The 20,850-nt window shown below is 42.7% G+C and carries 19 protein-coding genes; 8 read left to right on the top strand and 11 right to left on the bottom strand.

The window, feature by feature from the left end; genetic code table 11:
- Positions 1 to 31: 31 nt before the first annotated feature.
- The gene (locus MTF64_RS00650; protein WP_248450107.1) at positions 32 to 2,113 is read right to left on the bottom strand and encodes a TonB-dependent siderophore receptor; all 2,082 of its coding nucleotides are present in this window, start codon (positions 2,111 to 2,113) and stop codon (positions 32 to 34) included.
- Positions 2,114 to 2,281: 168 nt separating this feature from the next.
- On the opposite strand from MTF64_RS00650, the gene MTF64_RS00645 reads away from it, so the two are divergent.
- The 5 genes from MTF64_RS00645 (at position 2,282) to MTF64_RS00625 (ending at position 6,508) form a co-directional block, all read left to right on the top strand.
- On the top strand, positions 2,282 to 2,905 hold the full coding sequence (locus MTF64_RS00645) for a fused MFS/spermidine synthase (protein ID WP_248450106.1): 624 nt from the start codon (positions 2,282 to 2,284) through the stop codon (positions 2,903 to 2,905).
- Positions 2,898 to 3,782, top strand: coding sequence for a fused MFS/spermidine synthase (locus tag MTF64_RS00640; RefSeq protein ID WP_029772874.1), 885 nt, complete (start codon positions 2,898 to 2,900; stop codon positions 3,780 to 3,782). Before MTF64_RS00645 ends, MTF64_RS00640 begins: the two co-directional genes overlap by 8 nt.
- A 119-nt stretch (positions 3,783 to 3,901) precedes the next feature.
- Positions 3,902 to 4,375 (top strand): MarR family transcriptional regulator, encoded by a 474-nt coding sequence (locus tag MTF64_RS00635; protein WP_054982034.1) that lies wholly within the window; start codon positions 3,902 to 3,904, stop codon positions 4,373 to 4,375.
- Between the two features lie 8 nt (positions 4,376 to 4,383).
- Entirely contained in the window at positions 4,384 to 5,448 is a 1,065-nt protein-coding gene (locus MTF64_RS00630) for an HlyD family secretion protein (RefSeq protein WP_248450105.1), read from the top strand.
- A 10-nt stretch (positions 5,449 to 5,458) separates the two neighbouring features.
- Complete coding sequence (locus MTF64_RS00625; protein WP_248450104.1) at positions 5,459 to 6,508, top strand: DUF2955 domain-containing protein; 1,050 nt, start codon at positions 5,459 to 5,461, stop codon at positions 6,506 to 6,508.
- Between the two features lie 81 nt (positions 6,509 to 6,589).
- Here MTF64_RS00625 and arfB read toward each other — a convergent pair whose 3' ends face one another.
- A complete protein-coding gene (arfB, locus tag MTF64_RS00620; RefSeq protein ID WP_024033019.1) occupies positions 6,590 to 7,003 on the bottom strand; it encodes an alternative ribosome rescue aminoacyl-tRNA hydrolase ArfB in 414 nt (137 codons plus the stop codon).
- 193 nt (positions 7,004 to 7,196) lie between these two features.
- Between arfB and MTF64_RS00615 the strand changes: the two genes are divergently transcribed.
- A complete protein-coding gene (locus MTF64_RS00615) occupies positions 7,197 to 7,769 on the top strand; it encodes a short-chain dehydrogenase (RefSeq protein WP_154945637.1) in 573 nt (190 codons plus the stop codon).
- 89 nt (positions 7,770 to 7,858) lie between these two features.
- Here MTF64_RS00615 and MTF64_RS00610 read toward each other — a convergent pair whose 3' ends face one another.
- Genes MTF64_RS00610 through MTF64_RS00590 form a run of 5 tightly spaced genes read right to left on the bottom strand, consistent with a single transcriptional unit; the run spans position 7,859 to position 12,457 of the window.
- Positions 7,859 to 8,605 (bottom strand): SDR family oxidoreductase, encoded by a 747-nt coding sequence (locus MTF64_RS00610; protein WP_248450103.1) that lies wholly within the window; start codon positions 8,603 to 8,605, stop codon positions 7,859 to 7,861.
- A 10-nt stretch (positions 8,606 to 8,615) separates the two neighbouring features.
- Entirely contained in the window at positions 8,616 to 9,320 is a 705-nt protein-coding gene (locus MTF64_RS00605; protein ID WP_248450102.1) for a histidine phosphatase family protein, read from the bottom strand.
- Complete coding sequence (locus MTF64_RS00600; protein ID WP_248450101.1) at positions 9,320 to 10,393, bottom strand: phosphotransferase family protein; 1,074 nt, start codon at positions 10,391 to 10,393, stop codon at positions 9,320 to 9,322. The genes MTF64_RS00605 and MTF64_RS00600 overlap by 1 nt, the downstream gene beginning before the upstream one ends.
- Positions 10,394 to 10,405: 12 nt before the next feature.
- On the bottom strand, positions 10,406 to 11,227 hold the full coding sequence (locus MTF64_RS00595; protein WP_248450100.1) for an SDR family oxidoreductase: 822 nt from the start codon (positions 11,225 to 11,227) through the stop codon (positions 10,406 to 10,408).
- 9 nt (positions 11,228 to 11,236) lie between these two features.
- A complete protein-coding gene (locus MTF64_RS00590; protein ID WP_248450099.1) occupies positions 11,237 to 12,457 on the bottom strand; it encodes an acyl-CoA dehydrogenase family protein in 1,221 nt (406 codons plus the stop codon).
- Positions 12,458 to 12,572: 115 nt separating this feature from the next.
- Between MTF64_RS00590 and MTF64_RS00585 the strand changes: the two genes are divergently transcribed.
- Complete coding sequence (locus MTF64_RS00585; RefSeq protein WP_248450098.1) at positions 12,573 to 13,481, top strand: LysR family transcriptional regulator; 909 nt, start codon at positions 12,573 to 12,575, stop codon at positions 13,479 to 13,481.
- Positions 13,482 to 13,536: 55 nt separating this feature from the next.
- On the opposite strand, the gene MTF64_RS00580 is transcribed toward MTF64_RS00585, so the two are convergent.
- The 3 genes from MTF64_RS00580 to MTF64_RS00570 all read right to left on the bottom strand — a co-directional run bounded on the left by MTF64_RS00580 (position 13,537) and on the right by MTF64_RS00570 (position 17,332).
- A complete protein-coding gene (locus tag MTF64_RS00580) occupies positions 13,537 to 14,409 on the bottom strand; it encodes a bile acid:sodium symporter family protein (RefSeq protein ID WP_121638607.1) in 873 nt (290 codons plus the stop codon).
- A gap of 1 nt (position 14,410) precedes the next feature.
- Complete coding sequence (locus MTF64_RS00575) at positions 14,411 to 16,396, bottom strand: AMP-binding protein (RefSeq protein WP_248450097.1); 1,986 nt, start codon at positions 16,394 to 16,396, stop codon at positions 14,411 to 14,413.
- Positions 16,397 to 16,525: 129 nt separating this feature from the next.
- Entirely contained in the window at positions 16,526 to 17,332 is an 807-nt protein-coding gene (locus tag MTF64_RS00570) for a class II aldolase/adducin family protein (RefSeq protein WP_055254313.1), read from the bottom strand.
- A gap of 90 nt (positions 17,333 to 17,422) precedes the next feature.
- Between MTF64_RS00570 and MTF64_RS00565 the strand changes: the two genes are divergently transcribed.
- A complete protein-coding gene (locus MTF64_RS00565; RefSeq protein WP_024033009.1) occupies positions 17,423 to 18,352 on the top strand; it encodes a LysR family transcriptional regulator in 930 nt (309 codons plus the stop codon).
- Here the strand turns inward: MTF64_RS00565 and MTF64_RS00560 are convergent.
- The gene (locus MTF64_RS00560; protein ID WP_248450096.1) at positions 18,336 to 20,720 is read right to left on the bottom strand and encodes a TonB-dependent receptor; all 2,385 of its coding nucleotides are present in this window, start codon (positions 20,718 to 20,720) and stop codon (positions 18,336 to 18,338) included. The two genes, MTF64_RS00565 and MTF64_RS00560, sit on opposite strands and share 17 nt — an antisense overlap.
- Positions 20,721 to 20,850 lie beyond the last annotated feature (130 nt).

Raw genomic sequence — 20,850 nt, 5'->3', positions numbered from 1 at the left:
CTTTAGGATGAAAACTTTAATTTGCTAGCTATTAAAAATTATACGCTAGCGACATTTTAAATTGAGTTGGCGCACCAGGATAAACCCATAAAGCGTTGTAGCTGCTTTCGGCGTAATCTTCATCAAAAATGTTATTAACACTTATATTAAGCTCGGTTTGCTCGGTTAAGTTAACGTTGCCAAACACGCCTACTAATTGGTAGCTTGGTAGCCTAAAACTTAAATCGGCGGCATCACCTAAACGGCTGCTGGTGTATTGGTAACTTGCACCAAACTCAAGCTCTTTGCCCATTAATGCTGTTTGGTGGCTAAGCGTAAGGTTTAAGTTATTTTTTGGTACATTTACCAGCGGGCTGCCTTTTTCAATTGGCACGCCCCAATCGGCATTAATAATGTCGTTTGCTGTGGTGGCATCTATATAGGCGTACGATAAGTTAAACGCCGTTGCATCAGTAATATAGGTATTTAAATCAAGCTCAAACCCTTTACTATCGGCTTTACCAATAGGCGCTGAAAAACCAACGTTTACAGGGTCTGCCACTAACATATTACTTTTAGACGCATCAAAAAATGCCACAGTACCGTTTATGCCTAAGTATTCAAACTTAGCGCCAACCTCAAACGAGTCACTGTATTCAAAGCCAAAGGGGTCGCCGCTTGCATCTGTGCCGCTCAGTGGCAAAAAGCCTTCTGAGTAACTGCTGTAAAAAGTGAGAGCGTTATTTAGCTCGTACACTACGCCAACACGAGGGCTTACTTGGCTTTCAGAGCTGGTCGAAAACACGCCGCTGTTGGTTTCTAAAATATCTTGGTCAACGCTGTCAAACCTTAGGCCCACTAATAGCTTAAATTTGTCGGTAATATCCATTTGGTCTTGAACATAAATACCGTACGCCTTTTGCTCTTCGTCGTTTTCGTAAAGCAGGCTTACTGCTGGGCGTTCTACATCGTAATTTGGCTCAAAAATATCAACGGTATAAGTGCCGTTACCGCCTCGATAGCGAGAAAGCGCAGTGCGTAAATCGTACTTGTATGCATCGGCACCTATTAATAAATGGTGCGTAATACCGGCTGTGTCTACACTGCCGCTTAGCTCAAACTTTACACTTAAATCTTCTACTTCGTAGTCGCGATAACGCTGCTGGCGAGTAAGTGTTCGGCCATCGTTAAATAACGATTGGCGCGATGGCGAAAGCTCTGCATCTGACGAAAACCCCGTTAACGTAGAGCTACGGTAGTTTGCACCGGCCACTAACGACCATTCATCGTTAATATCGTGATTTAAAGTAATTTGGTGCCCGCGCGAATACACCTGCGTGTCGCAATCGTTAGGGTTACCTAAATAACGTGAGCTTGGTACGGTGTCAAAATCGTTATCAAGTACGACAACACCACGGTCAAATAACTGCGCTAAATCTACGTATTCAAACTCATAAGTCACACTGGTTGATGCGTTTATTTGATGATAAATAGACGGCGTAATTACCTTTTTATTGGTGTACACCTCATCGCGGTAGCTGTCGCTATCTTGCCACGCGCCATTTATTCTAAACGCGGTGGTGTCGTTAATGCCGTTTGTGTAATCGCCTTCAACGCGATTAAAACTGTCGCTGCCTAAGCTCAGTTTTAACTCACCTTGCGGCTCAAACTGAGGTTTTTTAGTCACAATATTTACAGTACCGCCGGGCTCTGAGCGCCCATAAAGTGCTGAGCCTGGGCCTTTTAGTACTTCAATGTAATCAATGTTAGATACATCACGCGGGCCGCTAAAACCACGCCCACCGCTAAAGCCATTAATTAAATAGCCTGATGGCATGTTTTCGTTACCCGAAAGGCCCCGAATAGAAAAGCTATCCCATAGTGCGCCGCTGTTGTTTTTGCGCGAAATACTGGCCGAAAAATCGAGCGCGTCTTGTAATTTAGTAATGCCTTTTTGATCAAGCGCAGCACTGCTAATACTTACAATAGATTGCGGCATTTGCTTTTGAGGAATGTCGCCACGGTATGCTTGTTTATAAGTAACCGATATTTTTTCAATTTCGTCGTTTTGCTCTTGCGCCACTGTTTGCGCACTTATGCCTAAGCAGGCTAAATAAACTAAAGAATACTTCATGATAATAGGGAAATCGAAGGTGTTATATTATAACAACAAGTTTAACATGTGTTACTTTATAACAAAACAACTTTTTAAAAAATCACAGAGCGATTAATTAATGCACTAGCGACTGCCGAGCCATCACGTTAGTATGGAGATCTCTTTAGGTTACATAACGATAATTACATGAGTATAAAAACAAACGCGTTAATCTATTTTTTAGCCTTTTGCAGTGGCTTTTGCATTATGGGTATTGAGCTATTAGGCGGGCGTATTTTAGCGCCTTTTTTTGGCAGTAGTGTACACATTTGGGGCAGCATAATTACCGTATTTATGCTTAGCCTTTCTTTTGGGTATTTACTCGGCGGTAAGCTAAGTACTAAAAATGCATCGCTTACAAAATATGGCTTAATATTTTTAACTGCCAGTATTATGGTGGTGCCTATTGCGCTTTTTTCGCAGCCAATAATGGAATTTATTTTTACCCACATTGAAGATACACGCTACGGCTCGTTACTTGCCTCTACGGCTTTGTTTTTTATTCCTACCGTTATTTTAGGCATGATCTCGCCTTACTCGGTGCGTTTATTAGTCACCGACAGCCATAAAAGTGGCCAAGTGGCGGGTATTTTATATTTTGTAAGCACGTTGGGCAGCGCCTTAGGGACTATTATTACCTCGTTTTACTTTGTACTGGCGTTTGATGTAAACGCCATTATAAGTGCCTTTGCGTTAACCTTGGGCCTGTTAGGTGTGCTGGCAATTACTGTTAATAGCCTTGCTGGTAATAAGGAGCTTGCCCATGCGTAACTGTTTATTATTTTTAGCGGTACTGTTTTCGGTTGCGGCGCACAGTAATGTAGTGCACGAGGAGCGTTCTTTATATCGCAATATTATTGTTGATGAAACACATGACCTACGCTGCTTAAAATTTAATACAAAAAGTAGCCAAACCAGCCAAAGTTGTATGTACAAAAACAACCCCGACAAACTGGTTTTTAATTATACAAAACTTACGTTTGCCAGCCTTTTAGTAACCGACAACCCTAAAAATGTGCTTATTATTGGCCTAGGTGGCGGTACGCTTTCTAATGTCATTCATGCGCTTTACCCTGCAGCTAAAATTCATAATGTTGAAATAGATCCCGCCGTTTTAAAAGTAGCCCGTAACTATTTTAACTTTATAGAAAACGATGCGGTCACCTCAAGCGTGCAAGACGGGCGTATATTTATAAAGCGCGCAGCCATTAAAAAGCAAAAGTACGATTGGATTATTCTTGATGCATTTAACGGCGATTATATTCCTGAGCACTTACTCACCAAAGAGTTTTTTGAAGAGGTAAAAAGCGTATTGGCCGAGGGCGGTGTAATTGCCGCTAATACGTTTTCGAGCAGTAAATTATACGAACATGAGTCGGCAACTTACCACGCCGTGTTTGGCGATTTTATTAACGTAAGCCGTGCTAATCGCTCTAACCGTATTATTTTAGCGGGTGTAAACTCTATGCCTACTGAGGCGCAAATTAATCAGCGTATTAAAGCACTTAACCCGCGTTTAAAAAAATACGATGTAGATTTAAAAGCAATTAGTACCTATATGCAAAGTACCAAAAACAAGCAAGATTGGCCTGCCAATACAAAAGTGCTTACCGACCAATACTCCCCTGCTAACCTCCTTAATTTTTAAATCCACAAATTTATTTAGCCTCAGTATTGGGGCTTTTTTATTTGCAACACCCCTCAATATTTACTTAGCACGCTAACTAATGCTAAAATACTTAGCATGCTAACTAATTTGAGGTGGTTATGACTACTCAAAAACCTTTTCACGAAACGCTCGATTTAACCATTATTGGTAACATGGGGCGGGTTCATAGGCTGTGCCGCGAGGCCATCACTTTAGCTGTAGAACCTTTAGGGCTTACGCAATCGCGCTGGACGGCGCTAACCCATATAAATATGTTGGGCGAGGGCATAACGCAGCTTGAGCTTGCGCAGAGTTTAGGAATAGAAATGCCCTCGCTTACTCGCACATTAAAGCAATTAGAAGAGCAGCTATTAATTACCCGTAAAGTTGATGAGCACGATAAACGCAGTAAAAAAATTTACTTTACCGAGCAAGGTGGGGCAATTTTACAGTCGCTAAACGAAAAACTCATTGATATTAAAAGCCAGCTATATAGCGGGCTAAGCACACAGCAACTCGATGCGCTTGCTTATGGCATCGTCAATATGGAAAAAAACGCACTAAACTGTATTAAAAATCAAAGTAAAGAGTAAGAGACACAATGACACCAGATCAAAAATTTACTCGTTATGTAAGGCTTTCGTTAGCGGGTTTTGTTGTTATATTTATTTACTATTTAATTGCCGACATGTTTATGCCGGTAACGCCGCAAGCGCGGGTTTATCATCCCGTGGTGCAAATTGCCCCGCAAATAAGTGGCCGTGTTACTAAGGTATTGGTTAACAATAATCAAACCGTAAAAGTTGGCGATGTATTGTTTGAAATAGACTCAGGCCCGTATAAATTAGCGCTAGAGCAGGCACAGCTCGCCCTTGACGACGCCAAATTACAAAACAAACGTTTAGATACCAATGTAAAAGCACTGGAGGCGCAAATTTCGGCGGCCAAGGCAAAGCTGCACGAACAGCAATTACTTAATAACCGTGGCGAAGCATTATTTAAGCAGCGCTCTATTTCAGAGCAAGAGCTTGAAAGCATTAAAGCTAACTTTGAAGCAAGTAAATCAAATGTCGCCTCATTAGAAGCGCAATTGGCAGAAGCAGTACTTGCCCGCGGCGAAAGCGGCGCGCAAAACTTAGCGCTTCGCCATGCTGCAAACCAATTAGCACAAGCCGAGCTTAACTTATCGTACACCCAAGTGCGTGCGCTAAGCGCTGGTGTGGTTTCTAACTTACAACTACTTGATGGCGCATATGCGGTAACGGGTAGCCCGCTTTTAGCTATAGTGGCTAATAAGGCCGACCTTGTTGCCGATTTTAGAGAAAAATCATTACTAAATATGAAACCAGGTAGTTTGGCGCGAGTGGTATTTGATAGCCGCCCAGGTGAGGTTTACAACGCGCATATAAGCACGTTTGAGGCAGGCGTAAGCGATGGGCAACTCAGTGCAAATGGCTCGCTTAGTAGTACCGAAACCAGTAATCGTTGGGTGCGCGATGCTCAGCGCCAGCGTATTCATTTAGTGATGCCAGATAATGCTAAATTAATTGCTAATATGCCAAGTGGTGCGCGTGCCACTGTGCAACTATTGCCAGAGTCAACAATTGGGCAATGGTTAGCGTCGGCTCAAATTAGGTTTATTAGCTGGCTACACTACATTTATTAATGGAGGCCGTATGACTCAAGCTGTTAGCCAAGCACCGCAATTAGACTCAAACGGTTTACGCCAAGCGCTGCGCATAGCCGGTGGTTGCACCATAGGGTTTACTATTAGTAAATTAATGAACTGGCCATACGGTATATTTTTTACTGTTTACCCTATGTTGCTACTTGGTTTAGTGCCGGTGTTAAATAAAAGCATTGTGCGCCAGTTTTTAGCCAGTGCCGCCATTAGTATTCCAATGGTTTTAATTATGCAGGGCTTGTTTTCGCACCTTCCGGTACTGATGACCATTATCGTATTTTTAGCGTTTTGCTTTTTGTTTTATCAAATGAGCTCAGGTGCGGCTTTTTTATTTGGCGCACTAGGCGTGGTTGGGTTGTCAATTCAGCTGCACTTTTCAAGCTATGTAACCGGTACAAGTAGTGTATACCCGCTTATTTTAAGTAATGGTTTGGCTACTGTTCTCTCTATTGTTATAGCGTTTGTTATGCATGGTTTTTTTCCTGATGTAACCGCGCGTGCCGTGAGGGCGGTACCCGCTAAAGCTAAAGAAAGCATTCGCCATGAGGTATTATTATGCGCAACGGTTGCTACGCTTTCGTTTGTGGCGTTTCAAGTCCTCGATTTACAAGATTCAATATCGGCGCAAGCCTCATCGGTATTAATTTTGTTTTCGCTGTGCTGGAAAGCCGCAGGTATAGCCGGTTGGCAGCGCGCTATTGGTACATTAATTGGCTGTAATGCCGCGTTGTTGGCGCAAGTGTTATTGTATAATCACTCTGACTTTTTATTGTTTCCGGTGCTTATACTGTGGACGTTATCGTTCGTATTTAGCCGTTTTCATATTATTGGTGGCGGCGCACCGGGCATAGGGTTTGGTGTGTTAACCACGTTTGGTATTTTGTTTGGCAACTCACTAGGCCCCGGGCAAGACCTTGTTTATAGCGCCATGTATCGCTTTAGCTCTGTTGCGGTGGCTATTGTGGCCAGTCTATCTGTGGTGTATGTAATGCACCATATATTAAATCGCTTTAGTGCCACCCGCCATCATACCTACGAATAACCCACTCACGCCTACGGTTAACTATTAGCTGTAGGCGTAAATTAAGCATACTTTACTGTAAAGCCATATAAACTTAGTGAGTTATAACTTAATGTTACCACGCAGGGCTTTGGTTTGCCCATGTTTGGTTTTTTTATCCATGCGCTTGCGCTGCGAGTTACGGCTTGGCTTGGTTGCCCGGCGGGCTTTATTTACCTTGGTTGCGCTTAAAATTAAATCTTTTAAACGTTTTAGTGCATCTTCTCGGTTAAGCTCTTGGGTGCGAAAGCTTTGGGCTTTAATTACCACCACGCCCTCTTTGGTGATCCGAGAGTCGTTTAGCTTTAATAAACGTTCTTTGTAAAAATCGGGTAACTTTGAGCGGTTAATATCAAAGCGTAAATGAATGGCGCTGGCTACTTTGTTAACGTTTTGGCCACCGGCACCTTGCGAACGTATAGCAGTTAGCTCTAGTTCCCATTCATCTATAGTGACAGTATTTGAAATAGTTAACATTACGTTCAGCTCTTATCGACAAAAATGCAGTATAACATTTGTAACTATATTTGTGCTGAATCAGCTTAAGTTATAGAACTTTAAAGTATTTATACTACTTTATAGCCTAAATACACCTAATACTTTAGTTATGTATTGGCAAGCGCTTACATTTAGTTTTTAATGGCTTTAATTAAATAATAGGAAACGCCCAATGAAAAAAATAATTTTATCACTTAGCTTACTAGCAATGAGTTTTTCAAGCTTTGCTGAAGATATTAGCGAAGGCCAATTACAAAGCTACATGAAAGCACTGCCGGCTGTTTCTAGCTGGGCTAGCAGCCAAGATTCGTTAAAAAACCTAGATTTAGCAAGCATGCTAGGTGGCTCTGCTGATCAAAATGTTGAAGAGCAAAGCTCTCTTGCTAATAGCGCATTAAGCATGATTAAAGAGCAAGGTTTATATAAAAGCTTTGCCGATATTACTAACCGTTACGGTTTTTCGCCTGAAGAATTAGTATCTGTTGGCTCAGAAGTATCTATGGCTTACATCGAAAACCTTAAGTCGGGTCTTTCAGCTGAAAACCAAGAAACAGCAAATAAAGTAATGGGTGGCCTGCAAAGCCTTAAAAGTGCTAAAAGCAGTGACGCTAGCTCGTTAATGGGCTCGTTTGGTAAGGCTTCAAGCGCGGCTGAAGAATCTACAGACCCACTAGTAAGCGAAAACAACCTTGAGCTTGTGAGCGAGTACATGCCACAGCTGCAAAAGATTTTTGCACTACTATAATTTTACAAATAACCTAAACGTAGGTTAAGTAAACACGTACATAAAAGGTGGCATTTGCCACCTTTTTTAATGCCTAAAATTTAAAAACCTTACGACATTTTACGAATTGTACTCAGCGGTGCTATTCGTAAAATCCAATGCAGAAATGCCCACGGCCAGCTTGGCACAAAGCTGTTGGCTTTTTCTTTATTTATTGCTTTTACCAGTGCTTTGCAGCCAGTTTCGGTATCAACAATAAACGGCACTGTTTTTACTTTTTCGTTTATTTCGCTTCTTATAAAACCTGGGTGTACGCAGCTTACTTTTATAGGCGTGTGCATTACATCTATGCGTATGCCTTCACTTAATGAGGTAATAGCCGCTTTAGTGGCGGCGTAAACGGTCATGGCGCGCCTAAAACCACGTACAGCACTAATAGATGAAATAGTCACTAAATGACCATGGTTTTGCGCTCTAAAAATTTCCATTGCGGCCTCAGCCTGCGCAAGTGCGGCCACAAAGTTAGTTTGTGCGGTTTGTTTGTTGGCATTAAAATAACCCGTACCAATAGAAGCCCCCTTGCCCATACCAGCATTTATAATCACTCTATCAAGGCCGTTAAGCTCATCTCTAAAGGCGTTAAATACGCTAAATACTTGCTCGTGGTCGTTAACATCAAGCACTTTTATGCTAATGGTTATATTTGGGTTTATTTGTTCAAGCTCACTTTTTAGCTGCTCTAATAGCTCAAAGCGCCGAGCACATAAGGCAAGATTACAACCTTGTTTTGCAAACTCTTTTGCCATGCCTTTGCCTAAGCCTGAACTTGCACCTGTTATTAGTATGTTTTTGCGCATAATTAGCTCCTTAGGTGTATGTAATTAATTTTTGTTGTGGGTGGCACTCTAAAAAGTGATGCTCGTTTAAACTGCTTATCGTTAATTTTTGATTTTTTTCTTTGCCGCGCGCCACTACTTTGGTTACGCCTGCGTTTACTAAGCTCCAATTAATATCAATAAAGCGCTCGAGCTTTAGCCCCATTAAATGGCTGGTTATAATGCTAATAGGCCCGCCAGAGGTATAAATAAGTACCTTTTTACCGTGGTTTTCATTGGCTATTTGTTCAAGCGCGCCAAGTACACGCGCAGTAAATGCATTAAAGCTTTCGTTATATTGAGTGCTGTCGGGATTGAGTACCCATTGCTTTATGGCGTTAATAAATACCGTTTTAAAGTATTCCATAGGCTCGGCTTGCTTGCTAAGTGCCGCGCGAACTTGGCTTGGGGTGGCAAGCTGTGGGTTATAAACAGCTAAAATATGTTCGTGATCGTACTCGTTTAATCGCGCATCGTTTATTAGTACCGGCGCATTATTAGCACTTGCTAAACTAAGCTCTGCGGTTTGATTATGGCGCAGCATACTGCCTGCAAATACAGCATCGGGCTTAAGCTGCTTTTGTGCTAAATATTCACCCAGTAGTGTGGCTTGCTGTTGCCCTTTTGTTGAGAGCGTATCGTAATTATCAGCCGAAAAACTGGCCTGCCCGTGGCGTACTAAATATAAAATGCACATTAGACTTTACCTTGGTTGTTAATGGCTTTTTTACAGCGCCATAAAAGGTAATGTACAAACACCCAAAAGTGTTTAAAGGCGGGGTTTTTAGTTTGCCCATGGTGATAGCGGTAATAAATTTGCTGCACAATGCCGGCAAGTCTAAATAGCCCGTACACTTCGTAAAAGGTAAAATCATCTACGGTTATATTCATTTTTTTACAGTAGTAGGCCACCACTTCTTTGCGCGTTAGCATGCCCTCTAAGTGAGTGGGTTGACGGCGCGTGGCTTGGGCTAAAAAGTCATCTCCTGGCTCTACCCAGTAAGCCAATGTATTGCCCAAATCCATAAGTGGGTCGCCAAGGGTGGCAAGTTCCCAATCTAAAATACCCAGTACGTTGGTGTAGTCGTTTGCATCAAGCACAACGTTATCAAACCTAAAATCGTTATGTGTTATGCAAATACGCTCGTTACTTGGCATGTTGTTTTCAAGCCATTTAATGACTTTTTTACCGCTGGGTACGTTCCAGGTTTTAGCTTTGGTAAAGCGCTCGCTCCAGCCGCTAATTTGGCGCTGTGTGTAGCCTTCGCCTTTGCCTAAATGGCTTAAATTGGCCTGTTTGTAATCTACTTTGTGTAACTCTACTAGGCAGTCGAGTACGTTTTCGCACAGCTTTTTAGTGCGCTCGGGCGTGGGGGTTAATCCGCGTGGTAAATTTTTACGCGGAATTATCCCCGTAAGCTTTTCCATAACGTAAAAGTCGGTGCCGAGTATGTTTTCATCGTCGCAAAACGCCTCCATGTTTGGCACATAGCTGTAAACTGGTTTTAGCGCTTGCTGCAGCTTATATTCACGGGCCATATCGTGTGCGCCTTTGGCTTTGGTGCCTTTGGGCGCACGGCGTAAAATAAGCGATTGCTCTGGGTACTCTAGGCAGTAGGTCCAGTTTGATGCCCCCCCTGCGTATTGAGTAACACTTGGCTCGCCACTTAACTGTGTAAGGTGCTGTTTAAGCCAGGCATCTACCTTTTGTGTGTCGAGCTCTTCGCCTTGGCGTACGTTTTTGGCTTGATCTAATAATTGTGTGTTCATTGCTAGCCTTTATTATTTTGATTTTAAACGTTGCATAGAGCGTGTTTTTTTCAGCATGTTTTTAATGTACCACTCAACGGGGAGTAGTTTTTTCATTAAAAAGGCCTGTTTACCTAATTTATGGGTCAAAATTAAAAATGGGCGGTTAAGCGACTGCTGATAAATAATATCGGCAACTTGCTCTGCGTTTATGGGGGAGCGCTCAAAGGCACGGTTAAGCATGGTTTTCATGGCCGGCTCGCTGGTGCGCATGGATTCATCAAGATTGGTTTTAAAAAAGCTCGGGCACACAACACTTACATCTATATTATCGTGGGCGAGTTCGAGCTTTAGGGTTTCGCTAAAACCTATAACCGCCGCTTTTACGGCGTTATAACTGCTCATAAACGGAATAGGGGTAAGCCCAGCTTGTGAAGCTATATTAATAAAGTAGCCACCGCCTTGTTGCACAAAGGCGGGGTAAAACGTTTGGCACACCCGCACCATAGAGAGCAAATTAATATCCATAATCCACTGCCATTGCTCAAGCGATTCGCCCTCAAGCGAGCCGCCCGTGGCAACGCCTGCGTTATTTATAACAATATCTACGCCCTGCCACTTGGTTTGGATAATATCGTAAAGCCCCTTTACATCTGCTTGCTTGGTTACATCGCAGGCGTAAAAAAAGGCATTGCTTTTTAGTGCTTGCAGCTCACTAATGGTTGTGGCTGCACGCTCGGCGTTTATATCGGCAATACAAATTTGTAAGTTAGCGCCCAAATTACTTGCGTAACTCAGGGCTAACGCTTTACCTAGCCCTGTGGCTCCACCTGTTATTATTAGTCGTGTTTTCATGGTGTTGCCTTAGCGGTATTTGTTAAGTTCGAGGCGCGAAACCATGCCCATATGTACTTCGTCTGGGCCATCTGCAAGGCGTAAAATACGACCCATTGCATTAAACGAGGCAATAGGAAAGTCGCTCGACACCCCAGCGCCCCCAAACACTTGTATTGCCATATCTGAGACCATTTGCAGCATATTAGGCACGACTACTTTTATGCTCGATATTTCGGTCATGGCGTGTTTAACGCCTTGAGTGTCTATTTTCCATGCCGCGTGCAGGGTTAATAAACGAGCTTGATCTATCGCCATACGCGCTTGCGCTACACGTTCTAAATTACCGCCTAATTTAAGTAAGGGTTTACCAAAAGCACTGCGCGACAGCCCGCGTTTAATCATGAGCTCTAAACAGCGCTCTGCTGCGCCAATTGCGCGCATACAATGATGAATTCGCCCAGGCCCTAAGCGCCCTTGTGCAATGGCAAAACCTTTGCCTAACCCTAAAATAAGATTTTGTTTTGGTACGCGTACGTTATTAAATTCCATTTCGCCGTGGCCGTAGGGGGCATCAAAATCGCCACAGGCACTTAGCATACGCTTAATGTTTACACCGGGTGTGTTTAGCGGCACAAGTACCATTGAATGCTGGCTGTGTTTATCGTTTTCGGGATTAGAAAGCCCCATAAAGATAGCCACCTGGGCATTAGGATGACCAAGGCCGGTGGTCCACCATTTTTTGCCATTTAAAATAAGCTCGTCGCCATCAACATCTATGGTTGCTTGCATGTTTGTCGCATCTGATGAAGCGACATCGGGCTCGGTCATGGCAAATACTGAGCGAATATCGCCATTTAATAATGGGGTTAACCACTGCTGTTTTTGCTCATCATTTGCAAAGTGATAAAGCACTTCCATATTGCCGGTGTCGGGGGCATTACAATTAAATATTTCTGAGGCAAATAAACATTTACCCATTTGCTCTGCAATAGGGGCGTACTCTAAGCAGGTTAAACCTTGGGCTAAATCGGCATCGGGTAAAAATAAGTTCCACAGGCCAGCGGCTTTTGCTTTCGCTTTTAATGGCTCAATGTGCTCACTTAACTGCCAAGTGGTCCAATCGTTTGAATTATTTGTAGCATGGTTATGCGCAACTACTGCTTGCTCAATAGGCAATACGTGCTCATCCATAAAGGCGGTTACACGCTTTAGGTAGTCTTGGCTTTTTTGGCTTGGCTCAAAGTTCATTAGGGTTGCCTGTTTATTTTTTAGTTAACCCAGCATAAAACATTCGCCCCAATGAATTAAATGAAATATATTACCAGTTAAGTGTGAATTACATTCATAGTATGAGCAGGTAATAATGATTGAAGCTAAAAATATTCAGCAGTTAGATTTAAATTTACTTAAAATATTTGAATGTCTATACCGTGAAAAAAACATGAGCGAAACCGCAAAGGTGCTGTACATAACGCCCTCAGCAGTTAGCCATGCTATAAAACGTTTGCGCAGTGTATTAAACGATCCGTTATTTGAGCGCCAAGGGCAATTAATGCTGCCCACCCCTGCGTGCCAACGTATGGCTCCCGAGCTAATAGATTTACTCGAAAAATTACGCCAAGTGCTACAAGCCTGCGGTGATTTTAATTTAGCGACCACTGCACAAACCTTTAAAATAGCTCTGCACGATGCAATAGAGCCTATTGTTTTGCCTAAATTGCAACTTGCACTGACAAAACATGCTCCCAATGCAAGCTTAGCGAGCGTAAAATTAAGCCGTGAAGATATGCATAAGCAATTAGCTAATCATCAAATAGATATGGCAATTGATGTAGCACGGCCAATAAAAGCGCCCATTAGCCACGCTGTTCTCTCAAGTGATCACTTTTGTGTACTCATGAAAAAAAGCCACCCGCTTAAAAACCAACTCAATATAGACAATTATTTAGCGGCTAAGCATGTTGCGGTATCTAACCGGGCAACCGGTACTGTTATTGAAGATATTGCGTTATTGCAGTTGAGTTTTAATAGGCAGGTGGCTATACGTTGTCAAAATTATTTTGCCGCAAAAGAGGTAATAAAAGACGCGCCATTTTTACTTACTTTACCTTCAATGGTTGCCAGTCAACTGCTTGACGACACGTTAATAGCACGGCCCGTGCCCACCACTATGCCTGCTATTTATCAGCATTTATATTGGCATCAAAGTACAGATAAAGACGACGCTTTAGTATGGTTGCGCGGGCAAGTGCAGCATATTTTTAAACGTTAATAGCTATAAAAAAAGCGCCAAACTTAGTGAACTAAACTTGGCGCTTCGCGTTTTTTTAAGCGTTTACAAGATGTTTGTTTTTAAACTTAAGCCCAGCAATTAATAACAGCGGCCCAATAAACATGGCAAGGCCATATACACCGCCCGTTACTGCGTATTCGGGCTTATTTAAAAAGCTTATAGCAATTAAAATAGCCAACGATGCGTTTTGAATCCCTACCTCAATCCCAAGTGTAAGCGAATCGGTCAAATTAAGGTTTGAAAGTTTAGCTATGAGCAAGCCAATGACCATTGAGCCAATATTTAATGCAAGGCAGGCCCAAAATACAGCATCAAAGGAGCTTGCCAGTAAGGCGCGTTCTTTTATTACTAGCGCGGCTATCATGGCGAGCATAAAAAATAACGAAAAACGCCTAAAAAACGGCTCACTTTTAATCGCAAATTCGCTTTTAAAATGGCGCAGGCTTATCCCTATGGCAACAGGCACTAAGGTGATTACAAATAGCCCAAGAGATGTAGTTAATATAGAAAAATTAGCATCGTCTTGCGGCGCAAATTGGTGCATGGCAAAGCCAATAATAAACGGGGTGGTAATAATGCTAATAGCGGTTGAGGCAGCGGTTAAGCTTACCGAAAGCGCTAAATTAGCCTTTGCCAGCTGGCTCACTACGTTTGACATAGTACCACCCGGGCACGCGGCTAAAATCATTAACCCTATTGCTATAGGCGTAGGTAAATTAAGTAAATAACACAAACCTAAAGCCAGTAGCGGCATGGCAATAATTTGGCCTAGTAAGCCCATAGCAATTGCTAAGGGCTTTTTAAAAAGCCGCGTAAAGTCGCCAACTGTAAGCCCAAGCCCCATGCCAAACATAATAAGGGCAAGGGCGAGTGGGAGTATGATTTCTGTTAAAAATGATGCGTTCAAATTAGGCGGCCTCTGTTGTTTTTAATGCCAGCACTTCGTAGTTAAATGAGTACGGGGTTAGCTGCGTTTTTATCTGTTGTTGCAGCGCGTTTAACTCATCTTCATTAACTAAAATTGTGGCTTTTATGCCTAACTTTTTATCAGCAAACACATTTATTTGCACGGTTTTGTTGATTAATTGCTCGCTTAGAGCCTCTGTAATGGTTTGTTTTATTTCTAGGCAAACCAGTTCGGGCTTATAAATTTTACCTACGGCAGTAAGCGGTATTTCATCAATTATATAAATAGCTTTTGGTATTGCTGCTCGCTCAGGTATGTTGGCGCTAACATACGCGGTGAGATCATCAAGTTTAAGCGTGCTATTTGGGCTTAGCGTTACGTAAAGTACGGGTACTTCGCCTGCGTAGCTGTCGGGGCGTGGCACGGCGGCTGCAAGTGTTACATCGGGGTGGCTGGTTGCGGCATCTTCTATCATTTTGGGGTCTATATTGTGCCCGCCACGTATTATTAGCTCTTTTTGCCTACCACATAAAGATACATACCCGCTCTCATCTATTTTTCCTAAATCGCCGGTTCTAAAATACTGTTGGCCGTTTTCATCAACTACCCATGCGCCTTGGTTATGCGCATCTTCTACGTAACCGGGAAATACGTTATTACCGGTTATTATTATTTCGCCAACATCGAGTGTATCGCACATTTTAACAAGCGTGCCTTGCTCGTTTATATCGGCAATTTTAAGCGTAATACCAGGTATTGGTAGCCCTACAGAAGCCTCTTTATTAATTGGGTTTACAGGCATTAACGTACTTACTGAGCTGCCCTCAGTTGAGCCATAACCCTCTACCAATGGTGTGTTTGTGAGTTTAGTAAACAGGGCTTGTAAATCTGATGAAAGCGGCGCAGCCCCACAAATGGCAAACTTCATTTTAAGCGGTGGCACCGATATTTTTTGCGAGGTAATTTGCTCAACCATAGCCGCGTAAACCGTAGGTACGGCGGTCATAACGGCTACATCGTAATTATTAATTAGGGTGAGTAAGTTTTGAATGATGTTTTTACCTCTAAAGCCAGAAGGGCTTGCGAGTAAAATTTTACAGCCTTTCATAACAGAGGCAATGCCTGTTGCTACCGCCGCATTTACATGAAATATGGGCAAACCTACTAGCATGGTATCGCCTGCGTTTACTGGCGAAAGTAAATTAACCTGCCCTGCGTTGGTGAGCTGGTTTAAGTGTAAGTGCTTGGCAAGTTTTGGTAGGCCGGTGGTACCACCCGTATGAAAATACGCGCACACATCGCTTTGCTCAGGCAAAGTAAAATTAGCTGCTTGCGTACTTTGCGCCGCGAGTAATTTTTTAAACCCATACACGGGTACTTTATTATTTTGCGAGCACGCTATGTCGTCACCAAATAAGCTAATAACCGCTTTTAGGCCGGGTATATGCTCTTTAATTGCCATTACTTTTTGCCAAATATCGCTACCAGGGACTGGGCCTAGGGCAATGATTACTTTGGTATTGGCTGAGATCATAATTCCTTTCATTATGGACTCATCAAGCAAGGGGTTTATAGGGTTTGCAATGCCTGCGGCCTCTGCTGCCCAAAGCGATACATAGGTTTCAGGGAAGTTAGGTAACACCAGCGAAGTTACCTCGGTTTTTGTAATACCCAATGAGTGCAATGCATTGCCAAGCCCTGTTACGTTTTTTGCGAGCGCGTTGTAACTCATTTTACGGTGCGGATTAGCAAAGCTTTTACCTTTAAAGGTCATTAAAATGCGATGAATAAGCTTTTTTGCAAACGGAATTTGCGCTTCGCTAATGCAGTCGCCATCTAAAATGTATTCAATAGCGGTTGCATCACCAAAGTTTTTTGCCGATTGTAAAATGGCATGATAAGTAGAGCGAGGAAGTTGCTCTGGTGATATTTCAGCAAGGTTTAAATTGCCAACATCGGCGTGGTTTTTAATTGTTGTTATATTCATAAAACCCTCAACGTATCTTTATAATGTGTGTGTTTGCGTGTGAGTGCATAGTATTTAAACGCGGCTTTGGGTGTGTGGGCCATTACCGCGCAAATTTTAGTCTATCAAAATTAAGCTATTGCCAGTGTTTTAATCTAAAAAGCTGTTATCTTTTGCGGCAACAACCTGATACATGGGCTGAAAGTTCCCCCATGTAACTAGCTCTGAGCCATTGGCTTGTTTAGTGTGTAGCGCAACATCGTGAGAAATAAGCTTAGGCTCGCCTGCGGCTTGCGCTAATAATTGGCTTTGGCAGCAGCTATCTAGCAATACAAAATTGGCAACTGCGGCATCAACCGACGAACCAACGGTAAGTAAACCATGGTTTTGCAAAATAACAGCGCAGTGATCAGCCAGTGACTTAGCTATCATATCGCCCTCTTCGCTGTCGGCCACTACGCCGCTAAATACATCAAATACACTGTGGTTTTCGTAAAATACGCAGGCATCTTGCGAAATTGGTTTAAGTAACTCTCCTAATGCCGAAAACGCACGGCCATAACGTGTATGGGCATGGGCTACTGCGTTTACGTCGGGTCGCGCCATGTGTATGCGTGAATGAATAGCAAACGCGGCGTTATTAATCGGTGTGCTGCCTTCAATAATATTACCTTTATGATCAACCCGAATAAGATCTGACGCTTTAATATGCGAAAAATGCATACCCACAGGGTTTACCCAAAAGGTATCGGGCTCTATGCAGTCGCGAAGTGTTATGTGCCCAGCAAGTCCTTCATCAAAACCGTACATGGCAAATACTCTAAACCCAGCGGCTAGGCGTTGTTTTTCGTAGCTGCGTTGCTCCTCTAGGGTGTTAAATTTAGGCGGCATAATAAGTTTAAATTTGTCGCTGCCTATGGTCATTTTTGCGGCTTGCTGCTCTAGTGTATTGCTCATAATAATCCTAAATTAAACTCTGTTGACTTTAGTTTAGTCTCGCTTAAGATAAATAGAAGTGATGTTAATTAATGGTTAAACATAAATACTATGCATGGAAAGATAGATTTAAACCTGTTTGTAATACTTAAAACGGTATATCAAGAGGGCAGTATTACCACTGCAGCGGATAAACTGCATTTAACGCAACCTGCTGTTAGCCATGCGCTTTCTCGCCTTAGAGAAAAGTTTGACGACCCATTATTTATTCGTCACGGTCGGCGTATGGTGCCCTCACCTTTTTGCCAAAAAATAATAGCGCAAGTTATTGAGTCGGTGCAGGTATTAGAGTCAACCTTAAATAACGAACGGCTTTTTGATATAGCCGCCTTTAAGCGCGAAATTAAATTTGGCTTTAGAGATATTTTAGAATCGATATTTTTTCCGCCGCTAATGAGCGACCTACTCACAAACACCCCCAATATCACGATTAACAGCCGACAGGTGTCGCATGTTGATATGGAAAAATCACTCGAAAACCAAGAGCTCGATATAGTCATTGATGTACTTACCCCTACCAGTAACCACATAAAAAACACCTTTATTTGTAATGAGCATTTTTCGCTAATTTGTAGGCACGATCACCCAATATTAAATGACTTAACCGTACAAAATTACGCAAAGGCATCGCACGCGTTGGTGTCGTTAAAAGGTGCGCAGGTAGATATTATTGATATGGCGCTGGCAAAGCATGCACTTGCCCGTAATGTAGTGCTTAAATGTGAACATTATTTTGCGGCGACTAAAGTGATTAGCCAAAGCGACATGATAATGACCATGCCAAACGCGTACGCGCAGGTATTAAAAGAGCAAATGCCTGTGCATGTAACTAGCTTGCCGTTTGATGTGCCGTTAATGCCCGTGCACATGTATTGGCACGAACAAGCTGATGACGATTTAGTAAATAGTTGGATGCGAGAAAAGCTGCTAGGTTTAGCCCAGCAACTTATCCCTGCTGACAAACTTAAAAGCGGTAATTAAATTGTGCGTGATAACTGCGCCCACGCTCTGATAAAAAACGGTGTGCGTAGCTAATTACTGGTACATCGTTGGCCTGCGAAAAAGTTTGTTTATCGGTTAAATTTTTAGCCAATAACGCCACCGACCAATCTCCTTCACTGCTACCTAGCTCTATGCGTAAATTTAGCTTTTCAAAAGCGCTTTGCCTGGCTATTGGGTCAAGATCTTGCTCTAAAAAGTAATCGTCACTAAAGTTAAGCGCTAAATTGCTACTTAAAGTAAGGTTTGAAAACACCTCGGTATTGTAATCAATCGCTATATTGCCTGAGTAATCGGGAGCAAACGCGCCAGTTTGCCCGGTTAAATCTTGAAACGCTTGGCCAAGTAGCTCGCTTTGCATAACCGTTGGCGAGGCACTGGCGTATTGCTCGTATTCAAAATCAAGCACAGCAAGGTTTGCCGATAGCTGCCAACTTTGATTTATTGCCCAGCGCGAATCGAGCTCAATCCCTTTTACTTTGGTTTCGGCGGCATTTTTAACTACAAATGCATTACCATTAAATTCAGATACTTGTAGGTCATCGTACAGGGTGTAAAACAGTGTAGCGTTTACTTGCAGAGTATTTTTAATTGGCTCGGCTTTTATGCCAAATTCAAAGTTTGTGGCTTTTTCGTCGTCAAACTCAAAGCCTGAGTTTTCATCAACCGTGTTACCTTGTGAGCCATTTAAGCCAGAACCATCAAAACCACCGGCTTTGTAGCCTATGCCAGCGCTTGCAAATAACATGGTGTTGTTAAACCCTAAATACTGCACACTAATATTGGGTGATAAGTGCGATTCATCACGCTTAGCGTTAAGGTTATGTACCCCCGCGCCTGAGAGCTGCCCTGCAATAGTGGGCGCAGCGGCATTGGCAAATTGTTGTACGGCTTGCGGTGTGTTTGGCTCAAATACGCTATACACACTTTGTACGCTGCTCACTTCTTTTTCTTCTTTTTGATAACGCAGGCCAAAATTAGCGCGCCATTGCGCGTTTACATTCCAAGTAAGGGCGGTAAATGCGGAGTAGCTTTGTTGGTCTTGATCAAACAGCGCATTTACGCCCAATGATGTACCCACTAAATCAGGAATAAGTAACGATGCGCCAAATAAAATATCGTTTGGGTGTTCAAGCTCGCTGCTCATGTAAAATATGCCCGCTACGTATTCAAGCGTGCGCCCTGTTGGCGAGCTTACTCTAAACTCTTGCGTAAACTGGTTATAGTTTTCTAAGTAGTCTTGTTTTATAAGCGGGATTTCTGAAAAGTCGGCGTCAAAGGTTGAGTCCCAATCGTACTCGCTATACGTGGTTACAGAGGTAAATTCGTATTCGCCATGGTTATAGGTTAATTTAAGTGATGCGTTATCAAGCGTGGTTTTACTTTGCTCATTAAGCCCACCTGGGTGACCATTGCCCGATACCGAACTTGTGTAATCAAGGCCAGAGTTGTCGCTTAATAAAAGTGAACGATACCCTACATTGCCTGGGTTAGTAGGGTCATTTGCTATTTGTAAATCTCGGTTGGGAGTATCAATAATGTATTGGTAGCGCGAGCCATGCGATTCAAACTCACCGTGTTCCCACTTAAACAATGCGTTTATATCATCGTTTATTTGCCAATCTATTGATAAACGTGCACCTGATGAGTCGTTAGATTGCTCATCACTTTGGCGCGCTTGGTTATATAAAAAGCCATCAACAGAGTGGTCAAACGCGGCAATACGTATGGCTAAATCATCGTTAATAGGAATATTTATAACGCCTGTAAAGCGCTTTTCGTTATCAGAGGCAAACTCTGCCGATACGTTGCCTTCAAATACATCGGTTGGCGAATTTGAAACCATACTAAAGGCTCCTGCTGTGGCGTTTTTACCAAACATAACCGACTGCGGGCCTTTTATAAGCTCAAGGCGCTGCATATCTAAAAATGGAAATTTAGCTTGATGCCCGCGCCCCAAATACACGCCATCTTTATACATAGCAACCGATTGCTCAAAGCCTGAGTTAGTACCCGAGCCTATGCCGCGTACAAAAATACGTTTGCTGCTTGAGGTTTCGGTTATATGCACGTTAGGTAGGTTTTCGCTTAGGGCGAGTAAATCATCAACACTGTTTTGCTCGAGGTAGTCGCCAGAAAGCGCTTGAATAGAGGTAGGAATATCTTGTAGCGATTGCACCCGCTTTTGCGAGGTGACGGTAATGGTTTCAAGCTCACTTTTATTTACTTTTTGCTCGCCAGCTTGTGCCATACCCACGCTTAATGCGCTGAGCGTAAATAAAGTAAGTGTTTTTTGTTTTAAAAAACTAGGTTTTAAACGTGTGTGTGACTGTGTGTGTTCAGTTGTCATAGCTGCAACTCCATTATAGAGGTTATTTTTATTGGATAATTTTGCGTCTATTTCATACTGACGAGTCTTAAAATAAATAACAGTGATGTTTATTTATTCAACACTATTAGTAATATTTATAGTTAAGCGG

Source organism: Pseudoalteromonas sp. 2CM41L (genome assembly GCF_023161905.1).
Taxonomy (GTDB): Bacteria; Pseudomonadota; Gammaproteobacteria; order Enterobacterales; family Alteromonadaceae; genus Pseudoalteromonas; species Pseudoalteromonas atlantica.
Note: the sequence above shows the minus strand (reverse complement) of the source record. Positions and strands in the feature narration are given on the sequence as shown.